We start from the raw sequence: 26,322 nt of genomic DNA on the forward strand, positions 1-26,322 counted from the left end.
GATGAACAATACTGAAATCCAAACAAAGCTATCTGCGGAACTGGCGCAGGTTAGACAACGTTTACTTGATATGTTGGCTAGTTCTAATCAAGGTCACCATCAGCAACTACTCTCGCAACTTAAGGATAACCCGCCTTCTGTTTGGTTAGAAATGACAGCGAATAATCTCGGACCCGAATTTCAAATATTGATATCTCGGTTAGAAAAACTCGAAGCAGCACTGTGCCAAATTGATATTGGTCAATATGGTTATTGCTGTGACTGTGAGGAAAAAATTGATAATGAGCGTTTAATTGCAGACCCTGCAAGCCAACGCTGCCGACACTGCGCTCCTTAAAGCGCAGTGTTGAATAGATAACCTAGTTAACGCGCAAAAATAAAGCTCATTGCAGGATAAAGTACAATATCTTCGATTAGCCAATCAGCCTGCTGCTGATTAACACTTAAACGCTTCATTAAATTTACACGTGCTTGTTGCTCATTCCAAGTGTGATAATGAATCCCTAAATCGGTTTCCATCATTACAGACCAAAAGTATTGTTCATCTTGATTCAATTGACGTTTACTTTGTTTGGCATCAATGAAATCTAATTGCCAGTCAAGCCCAGCATGTAAATCGCCGTCCTCTAAATACTGCAACACGAGTGGCTTGTTATGTGATGAAAAAACAGGTAATGACAAATCGACTGTGGGCTTTTCTTTTAGTAAATGCTGAATCTCACTTAACCAAGACAAGGGTGGCTTTGTTGTATTGGCAAAATAATTAAGTTTACTTTGATACCAATCCTTACCATTCGCAAGCCCAACTAACCCCAGTTTTGTTCGAGGCTTGTATTGCGCTAAATATTGATTAAGCTTCGTTAGTGCCATCACGACATTTTCATTATTATTATCGAGGTGAGATTTCACCATACTGCGTAACAACTTTAGCTCAAGCTTATTAAGCCTTAAATTACTTTGCTCAGCCTCTATGAGTTTTGTTTCTACTCGCTCTATCCACTTGCCGAGCGCTTCCGGTGTGTAATCATCTTGCTTTATAGCATTACTTATCACATCACGCTGTACGGGCCATACAAAAAATCGTTCTGGATATCGCTGCGCAATAATTAAATAATTTAACTGCGCTTGCTGTGAATCACTCAACTCAACATTTGCTAAGCCTTGGTAAGCAAGATGACGAGCCTGTAAGTACGCTTCAGAAAATGGCCAATATGTTTTGCCACCATTGTCTAGCTGGGTTGATAAAAGATTATTTATATTGCCAATTTGCTGTTGTCCTTCGGTATACGTGCTAAAGCGATCACTTTGCTCACTGCAAGCAGATAACATGACACTGACTAATAACAACAAAACGATCTGTCTTATCATAATAAAATTCCATAAAAAAAGCCCCAGAGGGGCTTTTTATTTTAAAACAACATCAATTAGATTTTTACACCGTTGCGAGCGGCTTTATCTTTGATGTAGGTCGACCAGCTCTTCGCAAATTTGCGCGTGCGCGGATCATCCATTGCTTTTGTAATAGCAGCATACGCTTGCTTATACTTTTCTTGGTAGTAATAAGCTTCAGCTAAGTCTGTATAGATAGATCCCGTTTTATCAGAACCTAACTCTAATGCCTTGTTCAAACGAACAACGGCTGCACCATAATTTTGCGATTGTAAAAGTAATGAACCTGCTTTGCGATAAAGCTCTGCATCGTCATCAAATTTAGCCGCTTCTTCATAGTACTTAGCTGCTTTCTCAATATCTTTTGAGCGGTGATAGTTAGATGCCACTGCACTGATATTTTGCTTGTTACGAACCACTTTTTCTTCGTTAATTGCCTTTTCAAGCACAATAGCTGCTTTGTAAGGAATTTCGTTTAACGAGTAAAAGTTAGAAAGTACTTTGTATTCAACTTCGTTTTCAAAATAGCCATTTTTATAGGCAACTTCCATGGTCGCTAGACCTTTCTTGAAGTCTTCAGTTTGAAGGTAGTATTTACCTAAACCAACCCAGGCTTTTTTGTCTTCAGGCCAAACACGAACAATCTCTTCCGCTACTTCTACCATGTTTTTGTACTGTTTAAGTTCAAAATAGGCAGCTAGCTTTAATTGGTAAGAAGCTTTAGAAGGCTCCTCCGCCAATTTGATTGCTTTGTTTGCAGCAGGAAGAACGTCGTTAAACTGTTTTAACTCATAGTTTGCTTGCGCAATACGAGTGTAAACTTTGTCGTCTTCTTCACCTGTGAAGTCCATCCAAGCGTAATACGCATCTTTTGCTTTTGCGTATTGCTCAGTACCCGCGTACATGTCACCTAATAGTTTTAAGCCTTGCGATTGGTCAGCAAAGTTTAATACATCAGGTTTCACCGCCGCTGCGACATGCTTGATAGCCAGTTTATACTGCTCTTTTTGAGCGTACATTTGACCTAGGTAGCGATCAACAGTTGCCTTATCAAACTCATCCGATGGATCAATTTCTTTAAGTAATGCAATCGCTTCATCAAGCTTCTCTTCATTGTACAGGTCGAATGCTTTAATAACTTTCTTACCAACGCGCTCACCCATTACTTTAGTTTTTGCTTTTTTACGCGCTTCAATCTTCGCGTAATCTGGCGCTGCTAAAGCAGGTGCAGTGAAAACCACACCTGAAAGAGTCATAAGAAGCGCAAGTGCTGTTACTTTAGATAAATTTCTCATTACTCGCCTCCTTAGTTGCCTTGGTTAAGTTTAAAGTCTAGTTGTACTTGAAGACCAAATTGTTTTTGTGGTTTACCATCGATGATTTTCGGACGGTATTTCCACTTACGAAGTGCACGTTTAGCTTCGCGGTCAAAGATACGTTTTGGATCAGCGTCGATCACTTCAACATCTTCTACACCACCTACTTCATTGATAGTAAATGAAAGTTGAACCCAACCTTCTTTACCGTCACGCGCTGCTTGCGTAGGGTATTTTGGTTCAATACGAACGATAGGTGTCGCATCACCATCACGTCCAAATGCACCTGGACCACTTAGGCCTCCAGCTGTGCCACCCACATCAATGCTTGGCATATTAAATGACAAACCACCAGTGTTAGGGTTGCTGTTTTCCGGCTGAGGCGGCTGCGGCTTAGGCGGCTGCTTTGGCGGTGGCGGAGGCGGAGGCGGAACACGCTTCCTCTCCTGCACCTTAGATTCAGGCGGATTCGTCATAATTTCGACTACAATCTGTTCTTTTTGTTCAGTCGCACGATCAGCTCCACCGGAGATGAGGTACGCCATGAAGTAGAACAAGCCGAAAGTAACTGCCCCACCTGCAATCAGTGAAAACAGAAAACGAATCATTACTGATCTCCAGCTATTGAAATTTTAAGGTTATCACCCGTCGCTTTGATCTGGTCCATAACTTTAACTACTACGCCGTGTTTTGCTTCTTTATCAGCTTGCAAAATTACAACTTCAGTAGGTTGTTCTGCTAATAAACTTTCAAGTTTAGCTGAAACACGTTCAACGTCTACTTGTTGTTTATCAATCCAGATCGCACCGTCAGCACGAATAGCAACAAAAATATTTGCATTTTTTTGCTTCGTAGCTTGGGCTGCCTTAGGTTTATTGACTTCGATACCAGCCTCTTTAACGAACGATGTAGTTACGATAAAGAAAATAAGCATGATAAATACGATGTCAAGCATTGGCGTCATGTCAACCGCTGCTTCTTCTTCTTCACGAAAACGTTGTTTACGTGCCATATTTAATTCTCTCTCTAGTGATGAGGCATGCTATCTACAAGTTTAGCTTTCGCCATTCTTGCTCTCGCTTCAAGGCGTGAGCTGAAGAATACTCCAGATAGTGCCGCAACCATTCCAGCCATTGTTGGGATTGTTGCCATTGAAATACCTGATGCCATTAAACGTGCGTTACCAGTACCTTGAGTAGCCATGGTTTCGAAAACCGCGATCATACCCGTTACAGTACCTAATAAACCGATTAAAGGACAAATAGCTACCAATGTCTTAATCAACAACATACGCTGATCTAATTTTTCAGACGCTTCAGAAATCCATGCTTCACGGATTCTGTGTGCGTACCAAGACGTAGTGTCTTGGCGGGCATCCCACTGAGCTACAATATCCTTCGTCATACGAGGAAACTCAGCTAGTAGGAACCAATAGCGCTCAATCATTAAAACCCACATAAGAAAGAGTGCTATCGCGACCACGTATAAAACCTGGCCGCCTGTGCCAACAAAATCCCTGATAGATTCCCAGATCTCCATCAGGACTAGCATTAGGCTTTCTCCTTCTCCGCGTGAGCTGCGATGATACCAGCGCTTTGCTCATCAAGGACATGTAAAACCGACTTACTACGACCAGCAACAATTGAGTGAAGTAGGATAAGTGGTAGAGCTGCAATTAGACCTAACGCTGTAGTTACAAGTGCTAGAGAGATATTACCAGCCATGATCTTCGGATCGCCCGTACCGAACAATGTGATTGTTTGGAACGTAAGAATCATACCGATTACCGTACCTAATAGACCAAGTAATGGTGCGATTGCTGCCAAGATCTTGATGATGTTGATACCAGCTTCGATGCGAGGCGTTTCACGTAGGATAGCTTCGTCAAGTTTAAGCTCAAGGTTTTCAACGTCTTGATTCTTGTTGTCAGCATAAACCTTAAGAATACGACCCAGTGGGTTGTTTGTATTCGGAGTAGAAAGGTTTTTAAGCTGGCTCTTAATCTTAGTGCTAGTAAGCGCAAGATCAACGAAACGTACTACGAAGATTAGTAGACCAACAAGTAATAATACTGTGATGATATAACCAACTTCAGCACCTTGCTCATAGTATTCCATTAACGATTTCTTCTGCGTATTGATACGTAAGATCGCGCCACGAGTCGGGTCGATGTATACGCCAGCATAGTTGTCAGCAGATGTATTTTCTAAATCGCTAATACCCGCTAGGATGTAGCTATCAGGTTGCTTACCTAGAGGTTGGATTGCTTTTGTTTCTGGAGAGTAAATTAAATAACCATCATCAGTTACTAAGTTAAAGTTACCGATACGCGTTACTTTTTTCACAGAAGATGAACCGTCAAGACCAGCAACTTCAGTTTCAAATGTTGAAACTTTTGCAGACTCAGTCATTTCAGTTTGAAGTGAAATCCAAAGCTCTTCTAATTCGCGAACTGTTGGAAGCTCTTTCGCTGCAGCTAATGAGCGAAGTACTTCAGCACGTCCTGGCTTTTCAGCAGAAACAAGTGATGCTTCGATTGAACCGATTGCATCAGCTGCTGCACGACGTACAACACCGAACATCTCACCTAACGTACCTTGTGCATTTAAAAGAGCTTGCTCTTTCTCAGCTAAAGTATTTTCGTTTTGAGCATATTCTTTAGCTAAACGGTCACCACGCGCTTTTTCAGCAGCTAGGTCACTTTTCGCTTTGTTAAGTAACGCTTGCTTGTCAGCGCGAGCTGAAAGGAACTCTTGTTCACGTTGCTTATTTAATTTACCTTCAGAGATACGTTCTTGCTTAACTTGCTCAAGAATTTTGTCTAAAGCATCAGTGTTTGCATGTGCATTAAGCGCGGTACCTGCAGAAACAGATAGTACTGCTGCAACAGCAAAACCTTTAAATAGTTTCTTCATTATTGATTACTCCGCGCCAAAGATTGGTAGTTTAACAAGTTCTAATGTCGCTTGTTTACGCGCCATACGAATAACTTCTTTAACAGGTTTTAGGTATTCTTCACCTAATTCTTTCCACTGTTTAGTGTTGTTATCCCATACCCACGCATGCTTAAGGTCAAAAGACTGAGCTACGTAAGTAATACGACCTAAACGACCGAAGTCAACGTTGATGCTCTTACCATCGATCTCAAGAGTACCTTGAGCAGCAGTTACAGCTGAGCTGTACGCAGTTTCAACAGTGTAAGCTTCAAGAACTTGGCGGAATTTTTCAGATGTAGTAACTGATGCTGACGCCATGATGTCACGAAGTCTTTCAACACGTGCTAGACGGTTTTCAAGATTAAACGGAACGTCCGCTTTGATGAATTGCTCAAGCGTATCGATCATGCGATACATCAAAGGCACAACGTTTTGTTTCGTGTTATCGATTGTTGCGATTTGACGGTCAAACGATTCGATAGAAGCGTTTTGGTCAGCGACCAAACGTGCTACGTGATCGTTATAAACCTTCATTAGCTCAGTTTCATCAACAACGCTACGGTACTCAGCGATTAGCTCTTGAGTTTGACCATATACATTGTCAATTTTAGTTTGAGACTTAACAGCAGCCTTTTGAATTTGTTGACCTGCATCTTGCACATCTTTCAAAGGATCTGCAATCACATTGCTGCTTGCAAATGCAAAAGCGCCAACCAACGCAGATGCTACAAGACTCTTTCTGATTTTAACAGACATAGTTCCCAACCAATTAAGTAATGTTACTTTTATAATTTAATTATCCTCCGAAGAGGACAACCCTGATATCTTTTAATAGATATCAACCCTCCAATAATGCTAAATGCATTAGAGTCTGTCAACTTGATGTTCGGGTTTCATCGGAAAAATTTGGTCACTCGTCGTTGCTATGAAAATAGCCAAAACAATGAATTAACAAAAATATAACAGAGGTGTTCGCGTTAAGGTTCTATAACCCTTGATTGGCAATCATTCCGTTCAGATTAGATTCAAACTTAAACATAAATGTAACATTTAATAAAAGTTTAAATAGGTAAAGATAAGTGAAAAAAAAAATCTCTTTTTTTTCGAACAAAACGGTTTTGAAGAATTTTTATGCATTAAAAAGAGATTAATGTTCAATAAGCAGGCAATTCACCCTTCCGACTGGAAGGATGAATACAGTGAGCGTGTTATGTGTCATCAAGAAATTGGTTAGAATACCGCGCGATCTTTTACAAGCTTTGCCAACGATATTATTGAGTCTACCTCAAGCTTTTCAAAAATCTTTGCTTTATAGGTGCTCACTGTTTTATTGCTAATAAATAGCTTCTCACCGATATCTTTATTGGATAGCCCTTGCAATAAATAATTCATTACCGCAAGTTCACGCTCAGTAAGCAGCTCATCAATGTCTTTTTCACAGGCCACTAAGTGGTCTTGTGGAAAAAACGTGTAACCTCGCAAAATCATTTCAACAGCTGACGAAATGTCTTCTAAACTTTCTGCTTTATTAACGAAGCCTTGTGCACCTAATTTAGCAGCGGTACGAATAATGTGTTTGTCTTGCTTAGCTGACAAAAACAACACTTTCCCAGTAAAACCGCCACTGACAGCTCGCTTGTATAAACTAAAGCCGTCGGAGTCTTCTAGTTCAATATCTAGAATCGCTAGCGCAACATTATTATTCTTTAAAAACTGCAGCGCCTCCTTTTGACTTGCAACAGCTTGAACTTCGTTTACGAGAGTTGACTTCGCTAGCACCATTTTAATTGCTGTTGCCACCATCGGGTGATCGTCTACCAGCAGAATATTGTTTCCTATGCTCATCAATTAGCAAACCTTCATTATATTTTATCAAACAAGTATGAATTACTCAGTATTTTTTCTACGTTCGAGTTGTACTAAGTTTAGCGGGAAATTTTCAGATTGTTGAAAATATCTTCAAACTTATTATCGCCAGTTTGAAATCGTAACTTGAGTGATAAAAACTACCAAATTACACAACTATCAATGTCACATTAAATAGATCCTGCGCAAAGCATATAATACTTTAGTTATGGAGAGTAGCTTTTAAGGAATAGTTATTTAACTTATAGCCGAATGGCTGATATAAAAAACCTAAATTAATGCCTTTGGAGGAATATAATTTCGGTACATGAGAAGTAATTGATTAAATTATGCAGAGGAAGTGTGTTTATTAAGAATGAATTTTGGTGAAACAGAAACTGTTTCACCAAAATGTACTAAGTTTCACATAAAAAATTATGCTACTTCTACGTTCTCAGCTTCAGGGCCTTTTTGACCTTGTTTGATGCCGAAAGATACTTGTTGGCCTTCGCTAAGAGTGCGGAAGCCTGTACCTGTGATAGCACTGAAATGTACGAATACGTCAGGACCATTTTCTTGTTCAATAAAACCAAAGCCTTTAGCTTCGTTGAAGAACTTAACTTTACCAGTAACCGTGTTTGACATACCAAATTTTCCTGTAAGTCAATTATTAAAATTCAGCCATAATGGCTCTATCCTCCCTGAGTGAATGCCCAATAAACTTGGGGTAAAGTACAGGAAGAACTAATAACCAACCGGTAACCGTACAAGCCGCACATTATCCGTAAATTCAATACGCAAAAACTCAAAGCAACTTAAGACTAACACAATAAATGTCTTTTAGCTCTATTAATCGAAAATTATTTTAAGGTCAACCTTCAGTTTTAAAAATATGACAGGCGTATTTCTAAACAATTAAATTACAATGAAAAAAGCCCATCAACTTTGATGGGCTTTTATTTCTTTATTTTATCTTACTTTACTTGCCAGTCCATTTGCGCTTCGGCCTTAATAGGCACTACCTGCGAATCGCCTAATTTATAAGTAGCAGGCACTGTCCAACTTTCTTTCACTAACGTGATGGTATCGCAATTGCGCGGCAAACCGTAAAAGTCAGGGCCATAATGACTCGCAAAGCCTTCTAGCTTATCTAAAGCCCCCGCTTCCTCAAACGCTTCTGCATAGAGTTCAATCGCTGCATGTGCGGTATAAGCACCCGCACAACCGCAAGCAGCCTCTTTCTTATCTTTATAATGCGGTGCAGAGTCGGTTCCCAAGAAAAACTTTTTACTGCCACTTGTCGCCGCCGCAATCAGCGCTTGCTGATGGATATTGCGCTTCAGTATAGGTAAACAGTAATAATGTGGACGAATGCCGCCTGCCAACATATGGTTACGATTGTATAAAAGGTGATGAGCTGTAATTGTTGCAGCAACATTATCTGGTGCGCTATTAACAAACTCTACCGCATCTTTTGTGGTGATATGCTCAAGGACAATTTTCAAGCTTGGGAAATCATTCACAACATCGGCAAGAATGGTTTCTAAAAACACTTTTTCACGGTCAAATATATCTATCGATGAATCTGTCACTTCACCATGAACAAGTAATAACATACCGACGTCTTGCATCGCTTCTAGAACTGGGTAAATATTCTTAATTGATGTAACACCCGAGTCAGAGTTTGTTGTCGCACCTGCAGGGTAAAGCTTTGCAGCAACAATTTTTCCTGTTGCTTTTGCTTTTTTTATCTCTTCTGGGCTCGTTTTATCAGTGAGATAAAGCACCATTAGTGGTTCAAAATCACCCTGTGGGCCAGCCGCTTTAATACGCTCATAATACGCCAATGCACTATCGGTACAGGTAGCCGGTGGAACAAGATTAGGCATAATAATCGCACGACCCATGTAGCGGCTTGCATCACGGACAGTATCGACCAATTGATCACCGTCGCGTAAATGAATATGCCAATCGTCTGGTCGTGTAATGGTGAGGGTTTGAATCGTATTTAAATCTGACATTGCTGGTTTCCACGGCTAAGAGTTAGAGGGATAGCTTAAACGAGGTTAAATCACTAATTGACTTACTTTCGTTTATATTCAGGTGCGTAGTTTACACCAGTTTCAGTTTTTTTTGAAAATAACTTTGTGGATATATTGATAGTAGGTTAACGTAATTAATTAACAGATTATTTGGCTCATTTTTCTTTATTATGCCTAAACATTTAGATACCGCGAGTGCACTTGAAGTCAAAACAGATCAGTTGCATATCATTAATCAGTTTTCATCATCGTTGATGCAGTTAGACACCATAGAAGAGCTACTTGAGTACGTCACATCACATGTTGTAAACAGACTCGGGTTCATTGAGTGTGTCATTTACTTAGCAGATGATGAAGCACGTACCCTCAAAGAAGTTGCTTCGATGGGTAAAACAAATAGCGGTGATAACTCTTATTACATTGACCGCACAGAAATTAGTTTTGATCAGGGTATAACCGGGTATGTTGCATCCACTGGCAAACCTTTAATGATAGGCGATGTAAGACACGAAAAACGTTATATCGCAGATGCGCGCCCCGCCCTGTCTGAATTATGTGTGCCGCTGGTTTATAAAGAAAAAATCTTAGGGGTCATTGACTGCGAGCATCCGCAAAAACATTACTATAATGATGCTCACCTTGAGATTTTATCAACGGTTGCCCATTTACTCAGTGCAAAAATCGACCAAGTCAGAACCGTTAAAAACTTAAAGCAAACTGTTAATCAGTTAAACGATGCGCAAAAACTTGAAAATTGTATGCTACAGATAGCCAATCTTACCTATCAATCTAGCGAACTCGACAGCTTTTTTGAGTCACTTCATGCCATTATTACCACGCTACTCAGGGCTGATAACTTTTTCATCGGGCTTTATGACAAAAAATGTGATGTGCTCGATATCGTTTATATTATCGAAGAAGGAGTGCGCTCTAACGCACACAAAAAAATCTCTAAGGATCTATTAAAAGACACGGCTTCCTATTATCTGCTCACAACAGAGCAATCTCTATTATTCAATAAGGAAGAATTCCAGCAACATATTGATGCAGGCCATTTTAAAATGGTGGGCCGGCAAGCCGAGTCATGGTTAGGTGTTCCCTTTAAAGTAAATGACAGAATTAGCGGGGTCATTGCGGTGCAAAGCTACAGTGATCGTTATCACTACAGTGAGCATGATCGCGCGCTTCTTACCTATGTAAGTCGCCAAATTAGCATGGCTATTGACCGTCAATTATCACGTCAAGAATTAGAGCACCGTGCATTACATGATGAACTAACAGGGTTAGCAAACCGTTCATTATTAATTGAACGCATAAAACACGGCATATTGCGTTTAGCACGTGCGAATAAAGAGACCCAACATGCGTTGTTGTACTTAGATTTTGATCGGTTTAAAAGTATTAATGACTCATTAGGTCATGAAGTGGGTGACCATTTTTTAGTGAGAATTTGTGAGTTAATTCAAGGCACCATTCGTAACACAGATACTTTTGCCCGCTTAGGGGGAGACGAATTTGCGATTTTTATGGAGAATATAACCGATAAGCAGCAAATAAATGATGCCCTAGAGCGAATTCAAACTGCACTAGCTGATCCCCTCAATATTGACGGCCACTTATTACAGGCTTCTACCAGTATTGGCGTTGCATTTTGTGAAAGTGAAAACGACAAAGCTTACAAATTATTGCAACATGCTGATGCAGCCATGTACGAAGCTAAATCTTCAGGGCGTGGACACGTAAAGTTTTTTAATAACACAATGCGTAAAAAGCTAAAAACCCATGCCGATATCGAAAATGATTTACAGCATGGCATCGAACACAATGAATTTGAACTGTATTATCAACCAATTTTTACAATTCAAGAGGCACAGGTCATTGGCTTCGAAGCACTGGTACGCTGGCACCATCCAACCAAAGGGTTTGTAGCACCGAATGATTTTATCCCCGTTGCAGAAGATACAGGGCAAATCATCAACTTAGACCTGCATTTACTCGACTTAGCAGCTCAGCAAATTTCACATTGGTATCAACACGGACTTCCCTTTACCAGAGTCACTGTTAATGTCTCGTCTAGACACTTTGCGAGTCTTGATTTTGTAGCCCAAATGCATGCTTTATATAAAAAGTATCAACTTCCGTTAGGGTCACTCTGTCTAGAAATTACAGAATCAGGGCTAATAGGTAATTTAGAACTCGCAACTAAAATAATAAAAGGGTTAGCGCCCCTTGAAGTAAAACTTTGCTTAGATGACTTTGGGACAGGTTACTCTGCCCTAGGCTATTTACACCAATTACCGATTCATATCTTAAAAATTGATAAGAGCTTTATTGATCATATTACAAAATCACATAACCCATTAATAGATGCCATATTATCTTTAGCACAATCATTACAGCTTGATGTGGTTGCAGAAGGAATTGAAACTGAGCAACAGCTAGCCATCTTAAAACAAACACCGTGTAAATTTGGTCAAGGCTTTTTAAAAGCAAGGCCAATGCCGGCAAAGGATGCTAAAAACGTTATTTTACATGGCTTATAAAAAGCATACTCGCCTTTATAAGCCATGAAAAAAACGACCTTACTGTAAAAAGACGGATTTGTTTATTGATAAGCTTGCTGTAATAACCTTTAGCAACCATACGCAATCATTTTCAGGCATTAAACCTGACATACACAGCGTTAAGGATGTCTGATTAACGCCTCCATGGATGCAGGAGTTACAGCAATGCAAAGGCGATTACCAAACACAAATAACACAGCTACATAACATAATGTGCTTGCTAACGACGCGGTGTTCTTACCTCACATTTATTGCCCTAAATTAAACGCCTTGCTAGCAACGGGATGACTCAACGTATACTTTTTTATATCGGTTGTTAATATAACTTGCTAACACTGAACACAGAGCCCTCTATTGAGCAATATATACATGCCACTCCCCTCTACACAGCACATTAATCTTTCTCACTCTATACCTTAAGTTTACCTTTATACCTGAGTACACCTTATGCCTAGTTCACATTTTTAGGCTTCAAAAGCTAAATTTGGCACTGGCGGCACTCGGGATACCTTTATTGAGTTTTCTCTTTTTTGTCGCTTTTCCTATGACTGCTAAATTCGCCACTTATAAACTTGAGGTAAATTCATGGAAATATCGCAGCAAGTGTAAAAAAACAAACTGACAACGCTGTCATTTGTTAATTAGAAAGGTTATTGTAAACACGCAGTAAAAAACAACGCCATTTTAGACGTCTAGACGTTGAAAAAATATAAACGAAAGCGTAGTATGTTTGTAATCTGAGTTTGACTCACATTTTTCATGAGATTTTTTAAAGATGATTGATATAAAGCACCTTAAAACAATTGCGACACTTAAAGAGACCGGTTCTTTAGTTAATACAGCCCGAGAACTCTTCTTAACGCAATCAGCGTTATCACATCAGATTAAAGATCTCGAAAATAAACTCGACTGCCAGTTATTCGAACGGAAAACACAACCGGTTCGTTTCACACCGCAGGGCATGCTCTTACTTGAATTAGCCAACGAGGTGCTTCCTCGGGTAGAAGCCACAAAGTGTCGATTAAAAGAGAGTCTTAATCAACCAATATCAAACTTGAGATTAAGTGTTGAGTGTCACGCCTGTTTCCATTGGCTGCTGCCAACAATTAAAGAATTTAATAATTTTTGGCCAGACATTAAAGTCGATTATGAACGCGGTTTTAGCTACGATGCTATTCCTGATTTAATGAATGACGAACTCGATCTTGTGCTTACATCAGATATTCGTGAACCAGATCAGCTCGAATATGCACATCTATTCGACTTTAAATTAAAATTAATCGTGGCACCTGATCATGAGCTTGCAAAAAAAGCCTATGTGACCGCCCTGGATCTGAAAAACGAAACAATCATTTCATACCCTATTCCACGTGAACGTCAGGACATTTTTAAGCATTTTATACAAAATGCACGCTTTGACGGCACACTTAAAACCGTTGACCAAGGCTTATTAATTTTTCAGCTTGTTAGTGCTGGAATGGGGGTTGCTGCGCTACCAGACTGGTTAGTTACACCTTATGAAAGCCAAGGCTTGATAAAATCAATTCCATTAGGTGCTCTAGGTCTTACACGTCCTATGTACTTAGCAATGAAAAAAAATATGAAAGATAATCCTGTATATCGCCATTTTTTGAATACTTGCAAACTAAATAATGGTCGCTAAACACAGATAAACTATCTAACATCGTTATATCTTACAATCACTTGTATTTACTATGTTTGAAATTAAGAAGATAATTGGCTCATTGTTAATGCCACTCCCGTTGCTTGGCATAATAACATTATTAATGGTATTTCTAGCGATAACACAGCGACGAAAAGCGCTCTATTTAGGGTTTATCAGTGTATTAAGCCTACTAATTGTAAGCACCCCTTATGTTGGTCAAACGCTGATTGCTTCAAGTAATAACCCACAATGGCAATTTAATAAACGCCAACACTCCCAGATTGATAACATTGTTGTTTTAGGTTGTACCATCATGCCGCATCCACAACTTGTTGCTAATAACCAACTGGGCGATTGTGCTATAAGCCGCTTATTAGAGGGTGTAAAACTTGCGCATCAATACCCGGATGCTATTTTATTTGTCTCTGGTGGTGGCTTTGCCAATACCACAAACAGCCAATTGATGTTTGAAACAGCCAAGACATTAGGTATCGCAGCATCAAGGATCAAACAAAACCCGCTTGCGATGGACACCGCAGAAGAAGCGAAAAGACTGGCGATATATTTGGTCGACAAAAAGAGTGCTTTAGTCACATCTGCAAGCCATATGCCGCGCGCAAAAGATCTCTTCAACGCGCAAGGAATCGAGGTAATACCCGCAGCAACAGATTATAAAGATTACAGCCAATTTCCCATGTACAAACAATTTATCCCCAGTGCCGATGTACTCGTTGCAGTTACACGAGTGAGCCACGAAAAGGTAGGCAGTCTGTGGATTAAATTACGCCGCTGGATTGATCCAGAGGCGTTGTAATCACTTAACCCTGTTAGATTAAACAGGGTTATCAATATCTATAAAAGTAACATCAAAACCATGCTGCTCAACTAAAAGCTCGCCAAGCGCTTTTATTCCGTATCGCTCCGTAGCATGGTGACCTGCAGCGAAAAAATCAATTCCTTGCTCTCGCGAGCTATGAATAGTTTGCTCAGATGCTTCACCTGTCAAATAGGCATCAATACCTTGAGCAGCAGCTAAGTCAATATAACCTTGCCCGCCCCCTGTACACCAAGCAATGGTTTCAATCTTGTCATCGCGCACTAAGCTCGTTAAAGGTTCACGGTGTAGCACTGTGCTAATTTTGTCTGCAAACTCTTTGCCCGTTAAAGGTGTTTTTAAAAATCCTTTTACTGCGACGCTGTTTGGTCCCGCTTCAAGGCCCGCGCTAAGTTCAATATCTAATAAGTGTGCAAGTTGCGCATTGTTGCCAATGACGGGATGAACATCTAATGGCAGATGATAAGCAAATAAGTTGATATCATGAGCAAGTAACGCCGCTACACGCCGTTTTTTCATACCTGTGATTGGCTGAGACTCACCTTTCCAAAAATATCCATGGTGAACCAAAATAGTATCCGCGCCGTGATCAATAGCCGCATCAATCAATGCTTGGCTTGCCGTGACCCCTGTCACTATTTTTTTTACCTCGTTTGCACCTTCAACCTGAAGCCCATTCGGGCAAAAATCTGCGATTGAGTCGGGTTTTAGAATGTCGTTTAATAACTGAGTAAATTGTTTACGTTGCATATAGAAATCGTCCTCTACCCCTTAAATTTGTGCAAATTTTGGCGTTTATAAGTCAAAAATGGAAGGAAAATCGCAAAAAATTGAAAAGTAAGCTGAAAATAGGTATAAATATATATTCTTAATCTGTGTTTACAACGTATAGGGTCTCTGATGAGCAAACTAGACAAAACAGAAGTGTTAAATGCCTTCGAAGCAGCTTATGAAGCAGCGAATGGTAAAAAACCTGAAATCACAACAAAACCTGGTTGGTATAGCATCGACGGTGGCAAAAATTTGCGCCTTGCTGATGTTGCAGCGCTGACTGAAGAGCTCACTTCTGGTAAAACAGCTGAGCCTAAAGCAGAAGAAGCACCAAAAGCACCGGCAAAAAAAACCAAAACTAAAACCGCTGCGCCAGCTAAGTCAGTTAAAAAGTCACCATTCACTGTAGTGAAAGCGAATGATGATGGTTTCAAAGCTGAAGAGCTGTGGATTGTTAACCTAGCTGAAAAAGACCACGATTGTCGTTTACCTCGTGGTGTTGTGTAACTAATTACACATTGAGAAAAAACCGCTATCAATTAGCGGTTTTTTTATGCCCAGTTATCGAGATATTTATCAAGTATTGTGAAACAAAACCACAAAGCACAATAAATACGGTACCTGTTAATACGGGCATTACTAAAAAATCCCAGCTTTGCAACGATTGCATTATTAAAATAGGGTTTGCCCCAGCGGCAGGATGCACTGTGCGTGTTAGCATCATTAATGAAATAGCCAACCCACTGGCAATAGCAATCTCAAAAGGACTGACACCAACAAAATTTACAAATACGACTCCTATAAACGCCGTTATAAGGTGACCACCAATCACATTTCTGGCCCGCGCAAGTGGACTTGTAGGTACACCAAAGACTAAAACGGCAGTCGCTCCAAATGGAGCCATTAACCATATGCCAAAATCCCCTCGTTGCTGTAAGTAAGCAAGTACAAAAATAGCCAGCGCTGCAAATCCACCTGCAATAACCGCTTTGTTAATTGTTTTGTCCATCATATCTCCATTGCTCAAGGTAGACCGAGTTGTCTACCTGCAAATAGTAGACAACTCGGTCTACTTATGTCAAGCTAGAATTTCTATCTAGGAGCAAGCATGGATAAAAGAACACACATTACATTGACTGCACTCGAATTGTTTTACGATAAAGGAATTCACAGCGTGGGGATTAATGAAATTATTAGTGCAGCAAATGTAGCTAAAAAAACGATGTACCATCATTTTGCAGGTAAAGATGAATTAATTTTAGCGTGCCTAAACGAACGGCACACTACATTCATCACGTGGCTTGAGAACGCCACCAACCAACAAACGACATTACACGATTTTCAAGAACGTTTATTTACAAGCTTCGAAGATTGGTTTCATTCTAAGGTTGCAGAGCTTGGAAACTTTAATGGCTGTATGTTCATTAACGCAGCGGCAGAATACTCAGCGCCGCAAAGCCCAGTCAACCTTGCATGTAAAGCACATAAAGCCGCTGTTTCTTCACTCATCAAACAGCGTTTGTCAGAATGTAAAGACGTAAAAGCCGAGAAAATTGATTCTCTTTGCCACTATTTAATGACACTCACTGAGGGAATGATTTGCCAAGCAAAAGTGTCTGGTATGAAGCAATTCCCTCGCCTGCTAAATTAAAAACCATAAAAAAAGCGGCTCAATGGCCGCTTTTCACTTTACGCTATTTATATCTTTTCAAAATATAATTTATCACGTTGTTTTCCGCCGACTTCATTCATCGTTGCCGCGTCAAATAAACGACCATTCACCATGGTATAGTCGATTTTGTCGGTATCACGAATATTCGTCAACGGGTTACCATCAATAACGATAAGATCCGCTAACTTACCCGGCTCTAATGAACCAATATTTTTATCTAAGCCGATGTATTTAGCAGGATCGAGTGTCGCCGCACGAATTGCTTCTAGCGGCGTCATACCGCCTTGAGCAAACATCCAGATTTCCCAATGCGCAGCTAAGCCTTCACGTTGACCATGAGCGCCCAAATTAACCAATACTCCTAAGTCTTGTAGCTCTTTAGCAACGCGTGCGTTGTTAAAGTGGTTGTAATGATGATCGGGTGCTTTTACTCGACGCATTGAGCGTGGTAAAAGTTGGTTTTTAGGCACAAATTTACTTAGGCGTGGGTGGTTCCACACATCCGTTTTATCATACCAGTAGTTTTCACCCCAAATACCGCCATAAGCAACACCTAACGTAGGTGTATAACCTACATCACTTTGCGACCATAGTTGGCGAATATCATCATAAATGTTCGCAACAGGAATTGAGTGCTCAATACCGGTATGACCATCAACGACCATGGTCAAGTTATGCTGCAATAATGAGCCCCCTTCTGGCACGACCATCATTTCAAGTTCACGCCCAGCTTCAATTACTTGCTGACGCTGTTCACGGCGAGGCTGGTTGTATGACTTAACACTAAATGCACCCACTTTTTTCAAGCGTTCAAGGTGGAATTTAGCATCGTCAAGCGAGTCAATATGCGATGTATAGCCCGGCATATTGGCACCGTACAGTATTGTACCGGTAGAGAAAATGCGTGGTGCCACTATCATGCCTGCTTTTTGCATTTCACTCGCAGCAAAAATTTCGGTGGTGTCGTTCGATGGATCATGAATCGTCGTAACACCCAGCGATAAACCAGCAAGGTTTTTCCAGTTTTGTTGCGGGATTATTTCATCACTGGCTTGCGCACCATGAGCATGGGCATCAACAATGCCTGGCATAATCGTCTTGCCGGTCACATCAATAACTTCTGCACCTTTAGGAATAGTTACAGAGTCTTTGCTTCCGACTGCTTGAATGTGTTTTCCATCAGTTACAATCACACCATTTTCAATAACTTGCTCACCATTCATGGTAATGATGCGTGCGCCCGTTAGTGCAAACATCCCCTTTGGCTCAGCCATTGTTTTGGTAAAGCCAATGTTGTCACCACTTTTCACTTTAAAATCTGTGCCTGCGTTTTTATTTATGTCAAATAAACCCGCTAAACTTGCATGATAAAGCTCAGGACCAAGACTCCAATACAGTTTATCACTGGTTCCACTCCAGCTAATATTCTCGCCCGCACGAACTGATAATTGTTCAATTGGGAATTGACTATCTTTCGGGCCAATATTAATGGTTTTACCGCGTTCAACAAAAGGGGTTACAAACACTTTAAAACGCTCAGCAAATGCCAAATATTTACCATCTGGCGACACTCTGAACTCCGTTGCATGCTCAGACTCATACAGCTTACGTACTTCTTTTGACTCAAGCTCAACCACACTCAGCGTAGGTTTAGGCCATGGGCTCATTACATAAATACGGTCATTCATTGCGCCAAATTGCGGCTGGTAACCTGACTTAGTGATCAGTGAGGATTCACCGCCCTTGGCACTAACAGAATAAATGCCCGGCTCTAATGACCAGGTTGGATTGAGGATACTGCCACCCGATGCTTTACGATAAACAACCGTTTTACCATCTGGGCTAAAGGTAGGTTCTACATATTTACCTGGTTCTTCTGTTAACTTATTACCTCGTCCGCCTCTTGCAGAAACGACACGCACAGAGCCTTGTTCATTGTCATCCCACGTTGTATAAACTACTTTTTTACCATCGCGGGAAAACTGTGGAAATAACTCAAAATGATCGTCTTGTTTAGTTAAGCGTTTCACTTTACCTGACTCAAGATCACGCTTATAAATATGACCCAAAGCTTCAAAAATGGCTGTTTCACCGTCTGGTGAAATTTGCACATTGCGCAGCATTTTTACCGCAAAATTATCGCTATCGATATTGTGTGTAAACCGCACTGCTTTTTGAATTTGTTTATTGGTTTCTACCTTAAATGGGATACGTGATACTGATTTATCATCAACATCTAATTTATGAATTGTGCCACCAGCCCAAAACACTAATTGCGCATTATCTGGCGTCCAAGCAATGGTCGGATAAACACCGTGTATTGCCCATGTTTCTTGCATATCTCGCTCAAGCTCACCATATAACTTTGTATGCTCACCAGTGTGAAGGTCATATAAATATAAGCTTGTTTGAAAATCATCACGCTTGATATAAGCCAGTTTTTTACCATCTGGTGAGGGAGTTGGACGAATAGCGCCCCCCATTCCATCAATAATAGTTTCAATTTCACCGGTTTCACGGTCATAGCGTTTAATTTTGTAGATACCCGCAACTGAATCTTTTGAGTAATGGAATGTTTTACCTGGTGTAGCATCATGTGAAAAATACACATAACGACCGTCAGGTGAAAACATCGGTTCACCTAAATCTTTTTGATCGTTTTCACGTGCCGTTAACTGCACCCCCTTACCACCGGCTTTGTGGTATAGCCAAACTTCACCCGCACCGAGTGAGCGGCTTGCTGTAAAGTGCTTACGCGCAACTAAATAGTCGCCATCGGGGCTCCATGCAGGGCTATTTAATAAACGAAACGTTTCGTCAGTGACGGCCTTTTGGTTTTCACCGTTGACATCCATAATCCAAATGTTATCACCACCACCTTGATCGGATGTAAACGCAATGTATTTACCATCAGGGCTAAAGCGCGGTTGCATCTGCCACGCAATATCACTTGTTAATTGTTTTGCCGTACCGCCCGAGATTGGCATAGTGTAAATATCACCCAACAGATCAAACACCAAGGTTTCACCATCAGGACTAATATCAACATTCATCCACGTGCCTTGTTCAACACTGATTTTGGCATCTAAAAACTGACCTGCTGGCGCATCAACTCGCCACTTTTCATCACCTGACTGCTCGGTTGCTATTACTTGCCCTGTAAAGGCGAGTGAAATCGAAACAGCCAAAGCCGTATGAAGCATTTTCTTCATGGAATTCTCACTTGTTATTGTTTTGTTATTTGCACACATATTGATTGCATCAAATAGCATAGCAAGATTCCAGCATTACGTGTTAAACAGTCGTAAATTGGCGACTAATGCCACGCAATGGGATCAAATTCATAATAGCCTACCAATAAATGATAAATTTCAGGATCGAATTGCCTAAGTGCAGCAGGCTTTTCAAGGAAAGTTTCGGTGATCACGGCAAAAAACTCGGCTTCATTGGTCGCCCCATAACTATGAATAACATGGGGCATACCGTAAGCAATGTGTGTTTTAAGCTGATTAAAAGCACGACTGAATACTTTGGCCCATTGTTGATAGTCAGCATTACTAGCAAGCAATGGCGTGCCTGTCGTTTTTCCTGTTTCTTGGTCTAGTTGATGAGCAAATTCATGGAATACCAAATTGTGGCCATCACTAGGGAGTCGGCTTCCTTCTAGCACATCGTGCCAGCTTAAGACCAAGGTGCCACCAGGCCATGACTCACCTTGTCTCACGGTATTGTGATAACTAACAAGACCTGCACCATCGCGTGATGTTTGTGGTGCATAATAGGCACTTGGATATAATAAAATGTCTTTCACATTACGATATAAAGGCCAAGGCTTATTGAGCACTAAAACACATGCATCTGCAGCAACAATGAGTTTCATTGCATCATTTAACTGCAGGCCATCACACCCAATAAATCGCTTTTCATTTAAGAACCAAACAATATGACGCTCTAATTTTTCACGATCAGCGTCCGTCATTTTTTGATAAATAGGCATGTACTTCAACAGCAATGACTTCTGCTCTGAAGTAAGGGAATAGGTCAGGTACTTTTTATGCCAAAAATGATTTCGAATATCATCCCAGCGCCAGTAACCGACAATAAAAATGAGCAAAAAAAGTAACAAAACAAGGTTAAGCATTATCATCGCCTAAAATATAATCTTGTTACTTTAATGTGTGCAAACAAAAAAAGATCAATTGTCTGCACACATTTTTATTTAAGTTGCAGTAAAAAGTTACAGGACAGGAACCGTTGCCGAACCAGTTACCACTTCTTTACTACCTTTGACTCGATACTCATAGTCGAAGGTAATCGTATTAACGTTACCAGACGCGTTATCATCAAGGTATGTTACATCCCACGGTAGTCCATGCATATACATTAAGCCATCTGGTAAAGAAGTATATTTAATTGCATTGCCCGAATCACCATAGGCCGTTTCATTTAATGCAATTGAAACTAGGTTTCTTAAACTATCATTATAAATATACTCACCAGAGACAATTGTAAGCTCTTCGTAAACAGGATTCATAGTGCCATTGTTTGTATAACCCGTTAAGGTAATATCAAGTTCGGCAAGTGATGCAATAGACGTTGGTAAATACAATCTCACGTTATTACCACGACTCGATGATGCTGCACTCTCACCCGCTGAGTTAGTAGCGTGAATCAATTGGCCAGCTTTCAAACCATTATTATTATCGAATTTAACATCTTCGATTGAAAACGCAGCTTTATCAGCAACCGTAAATTCATTTTCAAATGAATAATTAGCAGTTAAAGCAGTTTCTTTATCAATTACTGAATTTAAACGGTACTTATAACGACCAACACTAAGCGCTTGCTCAGGCAATACTTCCACAAAGGTATCATTTAATGACAATGATGAAGTCGTTGTAATGTCTACATCCTTTCTAATAAAAAATGTACTGCCAGCAGGGACTGAATCTGTTGTTGATTCATTACCACGGATCACTGTAAGTGAATTGCTTCTCACCAATGAAAAACTATCTTGTGTAAGCTCTATTGGTTTTGAGAAGAACAAGTAATAACCATTATTCAACGCATTAACAGTTTGGCTAAGCAAATCTACTTGCGTCGTTTGTGTGCCTTTATTGGCCTTAAAAATCACCGACACAACACCGTCTTCGACTTGGAAATTACCTTGGTTATAGATATTGCCGACCACCAACTCACCATTTTCTTCTCTAACAGAAAATGAATCAGATAAATAATTCTGACCATTTACATCTGTAAAAGCCGACATTCTTACAGTAAGTGATGAGCTGCCTTTAAAGTCATAAACATACTCATTTTCTGTCGCATCAAAGGTCAAAGGATTAGACTCAAAATCATTGCTTGATGCCACTAATTCAATATTTGAAAAGACTTGACCAGTTTCATCGATGACTTTAACACGTAATTGATACTCTTTTGTCGCATCTGTATCTTTAAACAAAATGGTTGCATCATCATTCAATGTGCTAAATGAGACAGAACTTTGATTGTAATAATTTTGTACAAGCTCATAATCATTAATAGCATCGTTATCAACATCCATATCGATATGAAGAGCAATTGCATTTCCCAAACCAACGGGTTTCTCAATTGAATAAAGATTAGTTTGCTCGTTATAGGTCGCACTGAAAAAGTGCTCATTGCGAGATTGCCACGTGCTATCTGTCAGGCCTAATGATGTAGTATAAGTAAATTGAAGGTCTTTAATGGGTGTATTTTCACCATCAAGCAATGCTGTGAATTGAATGGTCTCTGTTGTAGTAACTGAAAGTGAGCCTAGTTGGCTGACTCCAGAGCCTGAGTTACCATAAAATGCACGCTGTTGAAACGAACCATCAGTACTTGTCACAAGTAACACGTAATCAGAATGTTTTGGAATATTTTTCAATTCAAACATTCCATCACTCAGCGAAACTGCCTCAGACCAAGTATTGCCAATTTTAATTTGAATTTGTGCGTTAGCCGCTAAACTGTCAGTGACGTAATTTTTAACCGTTCCTGTTAAAGTCGCTGTTTCAGCTTCTTGAGTGGCCTTATTTTGTTCTTCAATTGCACTGATTAGTTCATCGTTATTATTGTCTTCAACTTCTAAACAACCAGATAATAAAAAACTCGCAGAAATTGCGAGTGCAATAGTATGTTTTTTAAACATAAAAACTCCATTTAATTATTTTTGTTTCCCTTATGGGGTCTACTATTATAATGAACTTAAAATGAATAAAAAAGCCATTTGTGACCAATCTACAAAATTGATGTTTCTTTATTGTAAATTACCACTTTGTTCCTGCCATTATTTTTAGCGTGGTAGAGCGCGGTATCGGCATGAGAAAGTAGCCGATCATAGTCGGTAACATTTGCATTATCTGCAACACCGAAACTTACAGTGACAGACAGTTCTTTCGCAAGTTCAGAAAAATTATAATCCGCGATTTCTAAGCGAATAATTTCACATAAACGCGCGGCTTCATCAGCACCTTTATGAGGAAATAGTAAAGTGAACTCTTCGCCCCCCCAACGCGCAGCATAACCTTCATCTGGAAAGTTGATACGTAACAAACGGGCAATTTCACAAATCACTTGATCACCAATCAAATGTGAAAAATTGTCATTAATTAATTTAAAGTGGTCAATATCCATAATCGCAACACTTAAGCTTTGCTTATTATGTTGGAACTGACTAAAGTTCTCGAATAGCCAACTATCGAATGCTCGTCTATTAGGTAGCTGAGTTAATTGGTCATGATTAGCGAGATGCGCGAATGCATCTGCTTGGTTCTTTAAATCGTGCATTTGTTGCTCGACCTTCTCCGTCAGCTCTATTTCAATGCGTTTATAATGATATAAACGGTATTTATATATTGCATAGGCTATTAAAAATAAGCCCAAAATAAGCACTAATTTAAAGCTGGTCTTTTGCCAAAAATATGGCGCAATTCTGAATCGTAGCGTTTGTTCATTGTTTTGCCATTCACTATTTGGATAGCCCGCACGGACTTTAAATGTATATTCTCCCGGAGGTAAGTTTGTATACTCAGTAATAGCTAAGCGGCCTCTATCAACCCATTCTTCGTTGTAGCCACTTAAGTGAGTTTGATAATTTAGACGCTGCGGCATAATAAAACTTAAGCCTGCATAATTAAATGACACCCTTGAAATACCCGCTGGTAAACTTAGTACATCACTTTTAGCGGGCAATGCAACGGGCTTACCATCAACTTCAAAGCTTTCTATGACTGTTGACAAACGGCGTTTACTCGCTTCTTTTAATCGCTCAGGCTTTACAATCGCAACCCCTTTTGCCGTTGCAACCCAGAGTTGACCATCAGAATGTGTCACTGCTGCAGGGTTAGAACCGCCATTTGCTTGCGCGCTCAGCATGCCATCGCCTTCATCATACAACTGCATAGAAACAACAACTGACTCCGCATCCGTAGGGTTATCTAAAAATTCAGTAAGCTGGGTTTTATTGAGCTGAATAACACCTCGATTACTGGTTAACCACAACGAGTCACCTTGCTCAATAACCTGAAATAATTTATCAACGGGTAAGCCCTGTTCACGTCCAAACAAATGCATAACATCGGTCTTCAAATCGTAACGTATGAGGCCTCGATCCGTTGCGAGCCACATTTTTTCGCCATCAAGATAGAAACCAAACGCATATTCAGTGCTAAATTTTTCAGGAAATTCTATGTTAGAAAATGTGTTTAATGCGGGATCAAAAATAGACACTCCAACACCCGTACCAACCCATAGCTGGCCTTGATTATCTTCAGAAAGTGCCATAATAAAATTGCCAGCTAAGCCTTCTTCAGTAGTGTAAGAATGAATTTGTCCGTCGTCTGTGAGCTTTGTAAGGCCGCTGGCAGTACCGATCCATAAATTATGTGAGCTATCGAATAATACCGCTCGTACCTCATTATTAAGAAGCCCATTAGTGCGATTCTTAACTGGGTAAATTTTGTTATTCACCACTTTCATGAGGCCACCAGTGTACGTGCCCAGCCATACATCCCCATTTTTGTCTTCAGTTAAACTTAGCACTGACAGGGGATCACGTTCATATGCTTGGTTTAAGGTGGTTATTTCCCCATTTATAATTCGGTTTAAACCATTGCTACTGCCTACCCACAAACTACCATCAGAATGAGACAATACGGTGCGAACATAATCTGAAGCAAGACCACGGCTTTGGCTCCAATTCGTAAACGGGGCTTCACGCAGTCTGAATAGCCCTGCATTAGTACCAACCCAAATGCTTTTTTCACGGTCCTGCAGTAATGACAGAATACGGTTATTCGGCAAGCCATCATCGGCATCGAGATTTTCAAGGCCTGATTGCCTCAATCTAAAAACACCTTTGTTGATTGTACCGAACCAAATGTCTCCTTGGGTATCTTCGAGCAAACTCGATATGGATTCATGATTGAGCGTTGCATCAACAGAGACAAATTTATCGTGTTGCTTTTGCCATGCTCCTTTTTCTGTGCCGACAATTAAGGTACCCGACTGAGTCAATAACAGCGTAAAAGCAGAGACATCAGGTAAACCGGCTTCTTGACCAACTTTACTGACCTTTTTACCTTCAATTTTGTATAAGCCATCACTGGTTGCAGCCCAAATGACATTCTGTTTGTCTTTTATTAGTCTGTATGCACTCAGTTTATCAACCAATGTGTGTTCTGTTGCTTTTTCTGATGCACGATACACAATACCTTGTCCCTCAAGAGCGAGCCAAATTTCGCCTTGTTCTGAGATCAATGCATGATTAATCATGGTCGATGAACTTGGAAGCGACCGCCACTGGCCCTGTGAGCGCACGGCAATCCCGCCTCGTGCTCCAACAATGTATAAATCGCCATTATCCATGGCTATCAGACTTCTTAAACCTGAATCAGGCAATCCTGGGATCTCGGTTCGTGTAAAAAGTTTAAACTCTCGACCATTAAAACGCGCCAACCCTTCCCACGTTGCTATCCAGATATAGCCATCTTTCGTTTGTGCAACACTGTTAATACTATTGTGAGGTAAACCTGAGCGTGTATTCCATGTCTCAGTAAAATAGTCACTCAATGAAAGGCGAGTTGATTCTGCAAAAGCGCTAAAACATACACACAGTAAAATGAGACTAACTACCCGCGCCATAAAGCTTAACCTTTAATTATTGTTCTTTTCAGTGATGCTGTGTGGTGCTCATATCGTCAACCAACACTTCCATTACTACTACATTAGTTGCAATTCTTACTCACTTTAATCACATTTAGCA

At 40.3% G+C, this 26,322-nt stretch carries 22 protein-coding genes; 6 read left to right on the forward strand and 16 right to left on the reverse strand.

What is annotated here, in order from left to right; translation table 11 throughout:
* The first annotated feature begins 1 nt into the window (after position 1).
* Positions 2 to 337, forward strand: a complete 336-nt coding sequence (locus H3302_RS09725; RefSeq protein ID WP_074989275.1) for a TraR/DksA C4-type zinc finger protein — start codon at positions 2 to 4, stop codon at positions 335 to 337.
* 26 nt (positions 338 to 363) lie between these two features.
* On the opposite strand, the gene H3302_RS09730 is transcribed toward H3302_RS09725, so the two are convergent.
* The 10 genes from H3302_RS09730 to pyrC form a co-directional block, all read right to left on the reverse strand.
* Positions 364 to 1,368, reverse strand: a complete 1,005-nt coding sequence (locus tag H3302_RS09730) for a hypothetical protein (protein WP_182395040.1) — start codon at positions 1,366 to 1,368, stop codon at positions 364 to 366.
* 56 nt (positions 1,369 to 1,424) lie between these two features.
* A complete protein-coding gene (locus tag H3302_RS09735; protein ID WP_036967545.1) occupies positions 1,425 to 2,684 on the reverse strand; it encodes a lipopolysaccharide assembly protein LapB in 1,260 nt (419 codons plus the stop codon).
* Between the two features lie 11 nt (positions 2,685 to 2,695).
* Complete coding sequence (locus H3302_RS09740; RefSeq protein ID WP_036967542.1) at positions 2,696 to 3,313, reverse strand: energy transducer TonB; 618 nt, start codon at positions 3,311 to 3,313, stop codon at positions 2,696 to 2,698.
* The gene (locus H3302_RS09745; RefSeq protein WP_036967540.1) at positions 3,313 to 3,717 is read right to left on the reverse strand and encodes a biopolymer transporter ExbD; all 405 of its coding nucleotides are present in this window, start codon (positions 3,715 to 3,717) and stop codon (positions 3,313 to 3,315) included. Before H3302_RS09745 ends, H3302_RS09740 begins: the two co-directional genes overlap by 1 nt.
* Positions 3,718 to 3,731: 14 nt before the next feature.
* Positions 3,732 to 4,256: a MotA/TolQ/ExbB proton channel family protein gene (locus tag H3302_RS09750; RefSeq protein WP_036967538.1), complete on the reverse strand. Its 525-nt coding sequence runs from the start codon at positions 4,254 to 4,256 to the stop codon at positions 3,732 to 3,734.
* Positions 4,256 to 5,620: a MotA/TolQ/ExbB proton channel family protein gene (locus H3302_RS09755; protein ID WP_036967535.1), complete on the reverse strand. Its 1,365-nt coding sequence runs from the start codon at positions 5,618 to 5,620 to the stop codon at positions 4,256 to 4,258. Before H3302_RS09755 ends, H3302_RS09750 begins: the two co-directional genes overlap by 1 nt.
* Before the next feature lie 6 nt (positions 5,621 to 5,626).
* Positions 5,627 to 6,397: a DUF3450 domain-containing protein gene (locus tag H3302_RS09760; RefSeq protein ID WP_036967533.1), complete on the reverse strand. Its 771-nt coding sequence runs from the start codon at positions 6,395 to 6,397 to the stop codon at positions 5,627 to 5,629.
* 474 nt (positions 6,398 to 6,871) lie between these two features.
* On the reverse strand, positions 6,872 to 7,486 hold the full coding sequence (locus H3302_RS09765) for a response regulator transcription factor (protein ID WP_036967529.1): 615 nt from the start codon (positions 7,484 to 7,486) through the stop codon (positions 6,872 to 6,874).
* Between the two features lie 435 nt (positions 7,487 to 7,921).
* The gene (locus H3302_RS09770; protein WP_036967526.1) at positions 7,922 to 8,131 is read right to left on the reverse strand and encodes a cold-shock protein; all 210 of its coding nucleotides are present in this window, start codon (positions 8,129 to 8,131) and stop codon (positions 7,922 to 7,924) included.
* A 329-nt stretch (positions 8,132 to 8,460) separates the two neighbouring features.
* Complete coding sequence (gene pyrC, locus H3302_RS09775) at positions 8,461 to 9,507, reverse strand: dihydroorotase (protein WP_075593165.1); 1,047 nt, start codon at positions 9,505 to 9,507, stop codon at positions 8,461 to 8,463.
* 191 nt (positions 9,508 to 9,698) lie between these two features.
* On the opposite strand from pyrC, the gene H3302_RS09780 reads away from it, so the two are divergent.
* From H3302_RS09780 to H3302_RS09790, 3 genes are all read left to right on the forward strand, one after another.
* Positions 9,699 to 12,071, forward strand: a complete 2,373-nt coding sequence (locus tag H3302_RS09780) for an EAL domain-containing protein (RefSeq protein ID WP_036967520.1) — start codon at positions 9,699 to 9,701, stop codon at positions 12,069 to 12,071.
* Positions 12,072 to 12,867: 796 nt separating this feature from the next.
* On the forward strand, positions 12,868 to 13,755 hold the full coding sequence (locus H3302_RS09785) for a LysR substrate-binding domain-containing protein (protein WP_036967517.1): 888 nt from the start codon (positions 12,868 to 12,870) through the stop codon (positions 13,753 to 13,755).
* 52 nt (positions 13,756 to 13,807) lie between these two features.
* Entirely contained in the window at positions 13,808 to 14,572 is a 765-nt protein-coding gene (locus tag H3302_RS09790; RefSeq protein WP_036967513.1) for a YdcF family protein, read from the forward strand.
* 18 nt (positions 14,573 to 14,590) lie between these two features.
* On the opposite strand, the gene H3302_RS09795 is transcribed toward H3302_RS09790, so the two are convergent.
* Complete coding sequence (locus tag H3302_RS09795; protein WP_182395052.1) at positions 14,591 to 15,343, reverse strand: Nif3-like dinuclear metal center hexameric protein; 753 nt, start codon at positions 15,341 to 15,343, stop codon at positions 14,591 to 14,593.
* Positions 15,344 to 15,493: 150 nt separating this feature from the next.
* Here H3302_RS09795 and H3302_RS09800 point away from each other — a divergent pair, with 150 nt between their 5' ends.
* A complete protein-coding gene (locus H3302_RS09800; RefSeq protein WP_036967506.1) occupies positions 15,494 to 15,871 on the forward strand; it encodes a hypothetical protein in 378 nt (125 codons plus the stop codon).
* Positions 15,872 to 15,899: 28 nt separating this feature from the next.
* Here the strand turns inward: H3302_RS09800 and H3302_RS09805 are convergent, their stop codons facing one another.
* A complete protein-coding gene (locus tag H3302_RS09805) occupies positions 15,900 to 16,376 on the reverse strand; it encodes an HPP family protein (RefSeq protein ID WP_036967502.1) in 477 nt (158 codons plus the stop codon).
* A 96-nt stretch (positions 16,377 to 16,472) separates the two neighbouring features.
* On the opposite strand from H3302_RS09805, the gene H3302_RS09810 reads away from it, so the two are divergent.
* Complete coding sequence (locus H3302_RS09810) at positions 16,473 to 17,015, forward strand: TetR/AcrR family transcriptional regulator (protein ID WP_036967499.1); 543 nt, start codon at positions 16,473 to 16,475, stop codon at positions 17,013 to 17,015.
* Between the two features lie 47 nt (positions 17,016 to 17,062).
* Here H3302_RS09810 and H3302_RS09815 read toward each other — a convergent pair whose 3' ends face one another.
* From H3302_RS09815 to H3302_RS09830, 4 genes are all read right to left on the reverse strand, one after another.
* Positions 17,063 to 20,248, reverse strand: a complete 3,186-nt coding sequence (locus H3302_RS09815; RefSeq protein ID WP_182395055.1) for an amidohydrolase family protein — start codon at positions 20,246 to 20,248, stop codon at positions 17,063 to 17,065.
* Between the two features lie 104 nt (positions 20,249 to 20,352).
* Positions 20,353 to 21,177, reverse strand: a complete 825-nt coding sequence (locus H3302_RS09820) for a M90 family metallopeptidase (protein WP_075593148.1) — start codon at positions 21,175 to 21,177, stop codon at positions 20,353 to 20,355.
* A 96-nt stretch (positions 21,178 to 21,273) separates the two neighbouring features.
* Positions 21,274 to 23,208: a hypothetical protein gene (locus H3302_RS09825; RefSeq protein ID WP_118844420.1), complete on the reverse strand. Its 1,935-nt coding sequence runs from the start codon at positions 23,206 to 23,208 to the stop codon at positions 21,274 to 21,276.
* A gap of 89 nt (positions 23,209 to 23,297) precedes the next feature.
* A complete protein-coding gene (locus H3302_RS09830; protein ID WP_182395066.1) occupies positions 23,298 to 26,201 on the reverse strand; it encodes a two-component regulator propeller domain-containing protein in 2,904 nt (967 codons plus the stop codon).
* Between the last annotated feature and the right edge of the window lie 121 nt (positions 26,202 to 26,322).

The sequence above is a fragment of the Pseudoalteromonas sp. MT33b genome (assembly GCF_014117385.1).
Taxonomy (GTDB): Bacteria; Pseudomonadota; Gammaproteobacteria; order Enterobacterales; family Alteromonadaceae; genus Pseudoalteromonas; species Pseudoalteromonas lipolytica.

What these genes read in the sequence shown, in the direction of transcription:
- H3302_RS09825 (WP_118844420.1), bottom strand. Translation starts at nt 23,208, where the DNA reads ATGTTTAAAAAACATACTATTGCACTCGCAATTTCTGCGAGTTTTTTA.
- H3302_RS09740 (WP_036967542.1), bottom strand. Translation starts at nt 3,313, where the DNA reads ATGATTCGTTTTCTGTTTTCACTGATTGCAGGTGGGGCAGTTACTTTC.
- H3302_RS09790 (WP_036967513.1), top strand. Translation starts at nt 13,808, where the DNA reads ATGTTTGAAATTAAGAAGATAATTGGCTCATTGTTAATGCCACTCCCG.
- H3302_RS09830 (WP_182395066.1), bottom strand. Translation starts at nt 26,201, where the DNA reads ATGGCGCGGGTAGTTAGTCTCATTTTACTGTGTGTATGTTTTAGCGCT.
- H3302_RS09765 (WP_036967529.1), bottom strand. Translation starts at nt 7,486, where the DNA reads ATGAGCATAGGAAACAATATTCTGCTGGTAGACGATCACCCGATGGTG.
- H3302_RS09745 (WP_036967540.1), bottom strand. Translation starts at nt 3,717, where the DNA reads ATGGCACGTAAACAACGTTTTCGTGAAGAAGAAGAAGCAGCGGTTGAC.
- H3302_RS09815 (WP_182395055.1), bottom strand. Translation starts at nt 20,248, where the DNA reads ATGAAGAAAATGCTTCATACGGCTTTGGCTGTTTCGATTTCACTCGCC.
- H3302_RS09725 (WP_074989275.1), top strand. Translation starts at nt 2, where the DNA reads ATGAACAATACTGAAATCCAAACAAAGCTATCTGCGGAACTGGCGCAG.
- H3302_RS09750 (WP_036967538.1), bottom strand. Translation starts at nt 4,256, where the DNA reads ATGCTAGTCCTGATGGAGATCTGGGAATCTATCAGGGATTTTGTTGGC.
- H3302_RS09735 (WP_036967545.1), bottom strand. Translation starts at nt 2,684, where the DNA reads ATGAGAAATTTATCTAAAGTAACAGCACTTGCGCTTCTTATGACTCTT.
- H3302_RS09810 (WP_036967499.1), top strand. Translation starts at nt 16,473, where the DNA reads ATGGATAAAAGAACACACATTACATTGACTGCACTCGAATTGTTTTAC.
- H3302_RS09770 (WP_036967526.1), bottom strand. Translation starts at nt 8,131, where the DNA reads ATGTCAAACACGGTTACTGGTAAAGTTAAGTTCTTCAACGAAGCTAAA.
- pyrC (WP_075593165.1), bottom strand. Translation starts at nt 9,507, where the DNA reads ATGTCAGATTTAAATACGATTCAAACCCTCACCATTACACGACCAGAC.
- H3302_RS09760 (WP_036967533.1), bottom strand. Translation starts at nt 6,397, where the DNA reads ATGTCTGTTAAAATCAGAAAGAGTCTTGTAGCATCTGCGTTGGTTGGC.
- H3302_RS09795 (WP_182395052.1), bottom strand. Translation starts at nt 15,343, where the DNA reads ATGCAACGTAAACAATTTACTCAGTTATTAAACGACATTCTAAAACCC.
- H3302_RS09755 (WP_036967535.1), bottom strand. Translation starts at nt 5,620, where the DNA reads ATGAAGAAACTATTTAAAGGTTTTGCTGTTGCAGCAGTACTATCTGTT.
- H3302_RS09780 (WP_036967520.1), top strand. Translation starts at nt 9,699, where the DNA reads ATGCCTAAACATTTAGATACCGCGAGTGCACTTGAAGTCAAAACAGAT.
- H3302_RS09730 (WP_182395040.1), bottom strand. Translation starts at nt 1,368, where the DNA reads ATGATAAGACAGATCGTTTTGTTGTTATTAGTCAGTGTCATGTTATCT.
- H3302_RS09800 (WP_036967506.1), top strand. Translation starts at nt 15,494, where the DNA reads ATGAGCAAACTAGACAAAACAGAAGTGTTAAATGCCTTCGAAGCAGCT.
- H3302_RS09805 (WP_036967502.1), bottom strand. Translation starts at nt 16,376, where the DNA reads ATGATGGACAAAACAATTAACAAAGCGGTTATTGCAGGTGGATTTGCA.
- H3302_RS09785 (WP_036967517.1), top strand. Translation starts at nt 12,868, where the DNA reads ATGATTGATATAAAGCACCTTAAAACAATTGCGACACTTAAAGAGACC.
- H3302_RS09820 (WP_075593148.1), bottom strand. Translation starts at nt 21,177, where the DNA reads ATGCTTAACCTTGTTTTGTTACTTTTTTTGCTCATTTTTATTGTCGGT.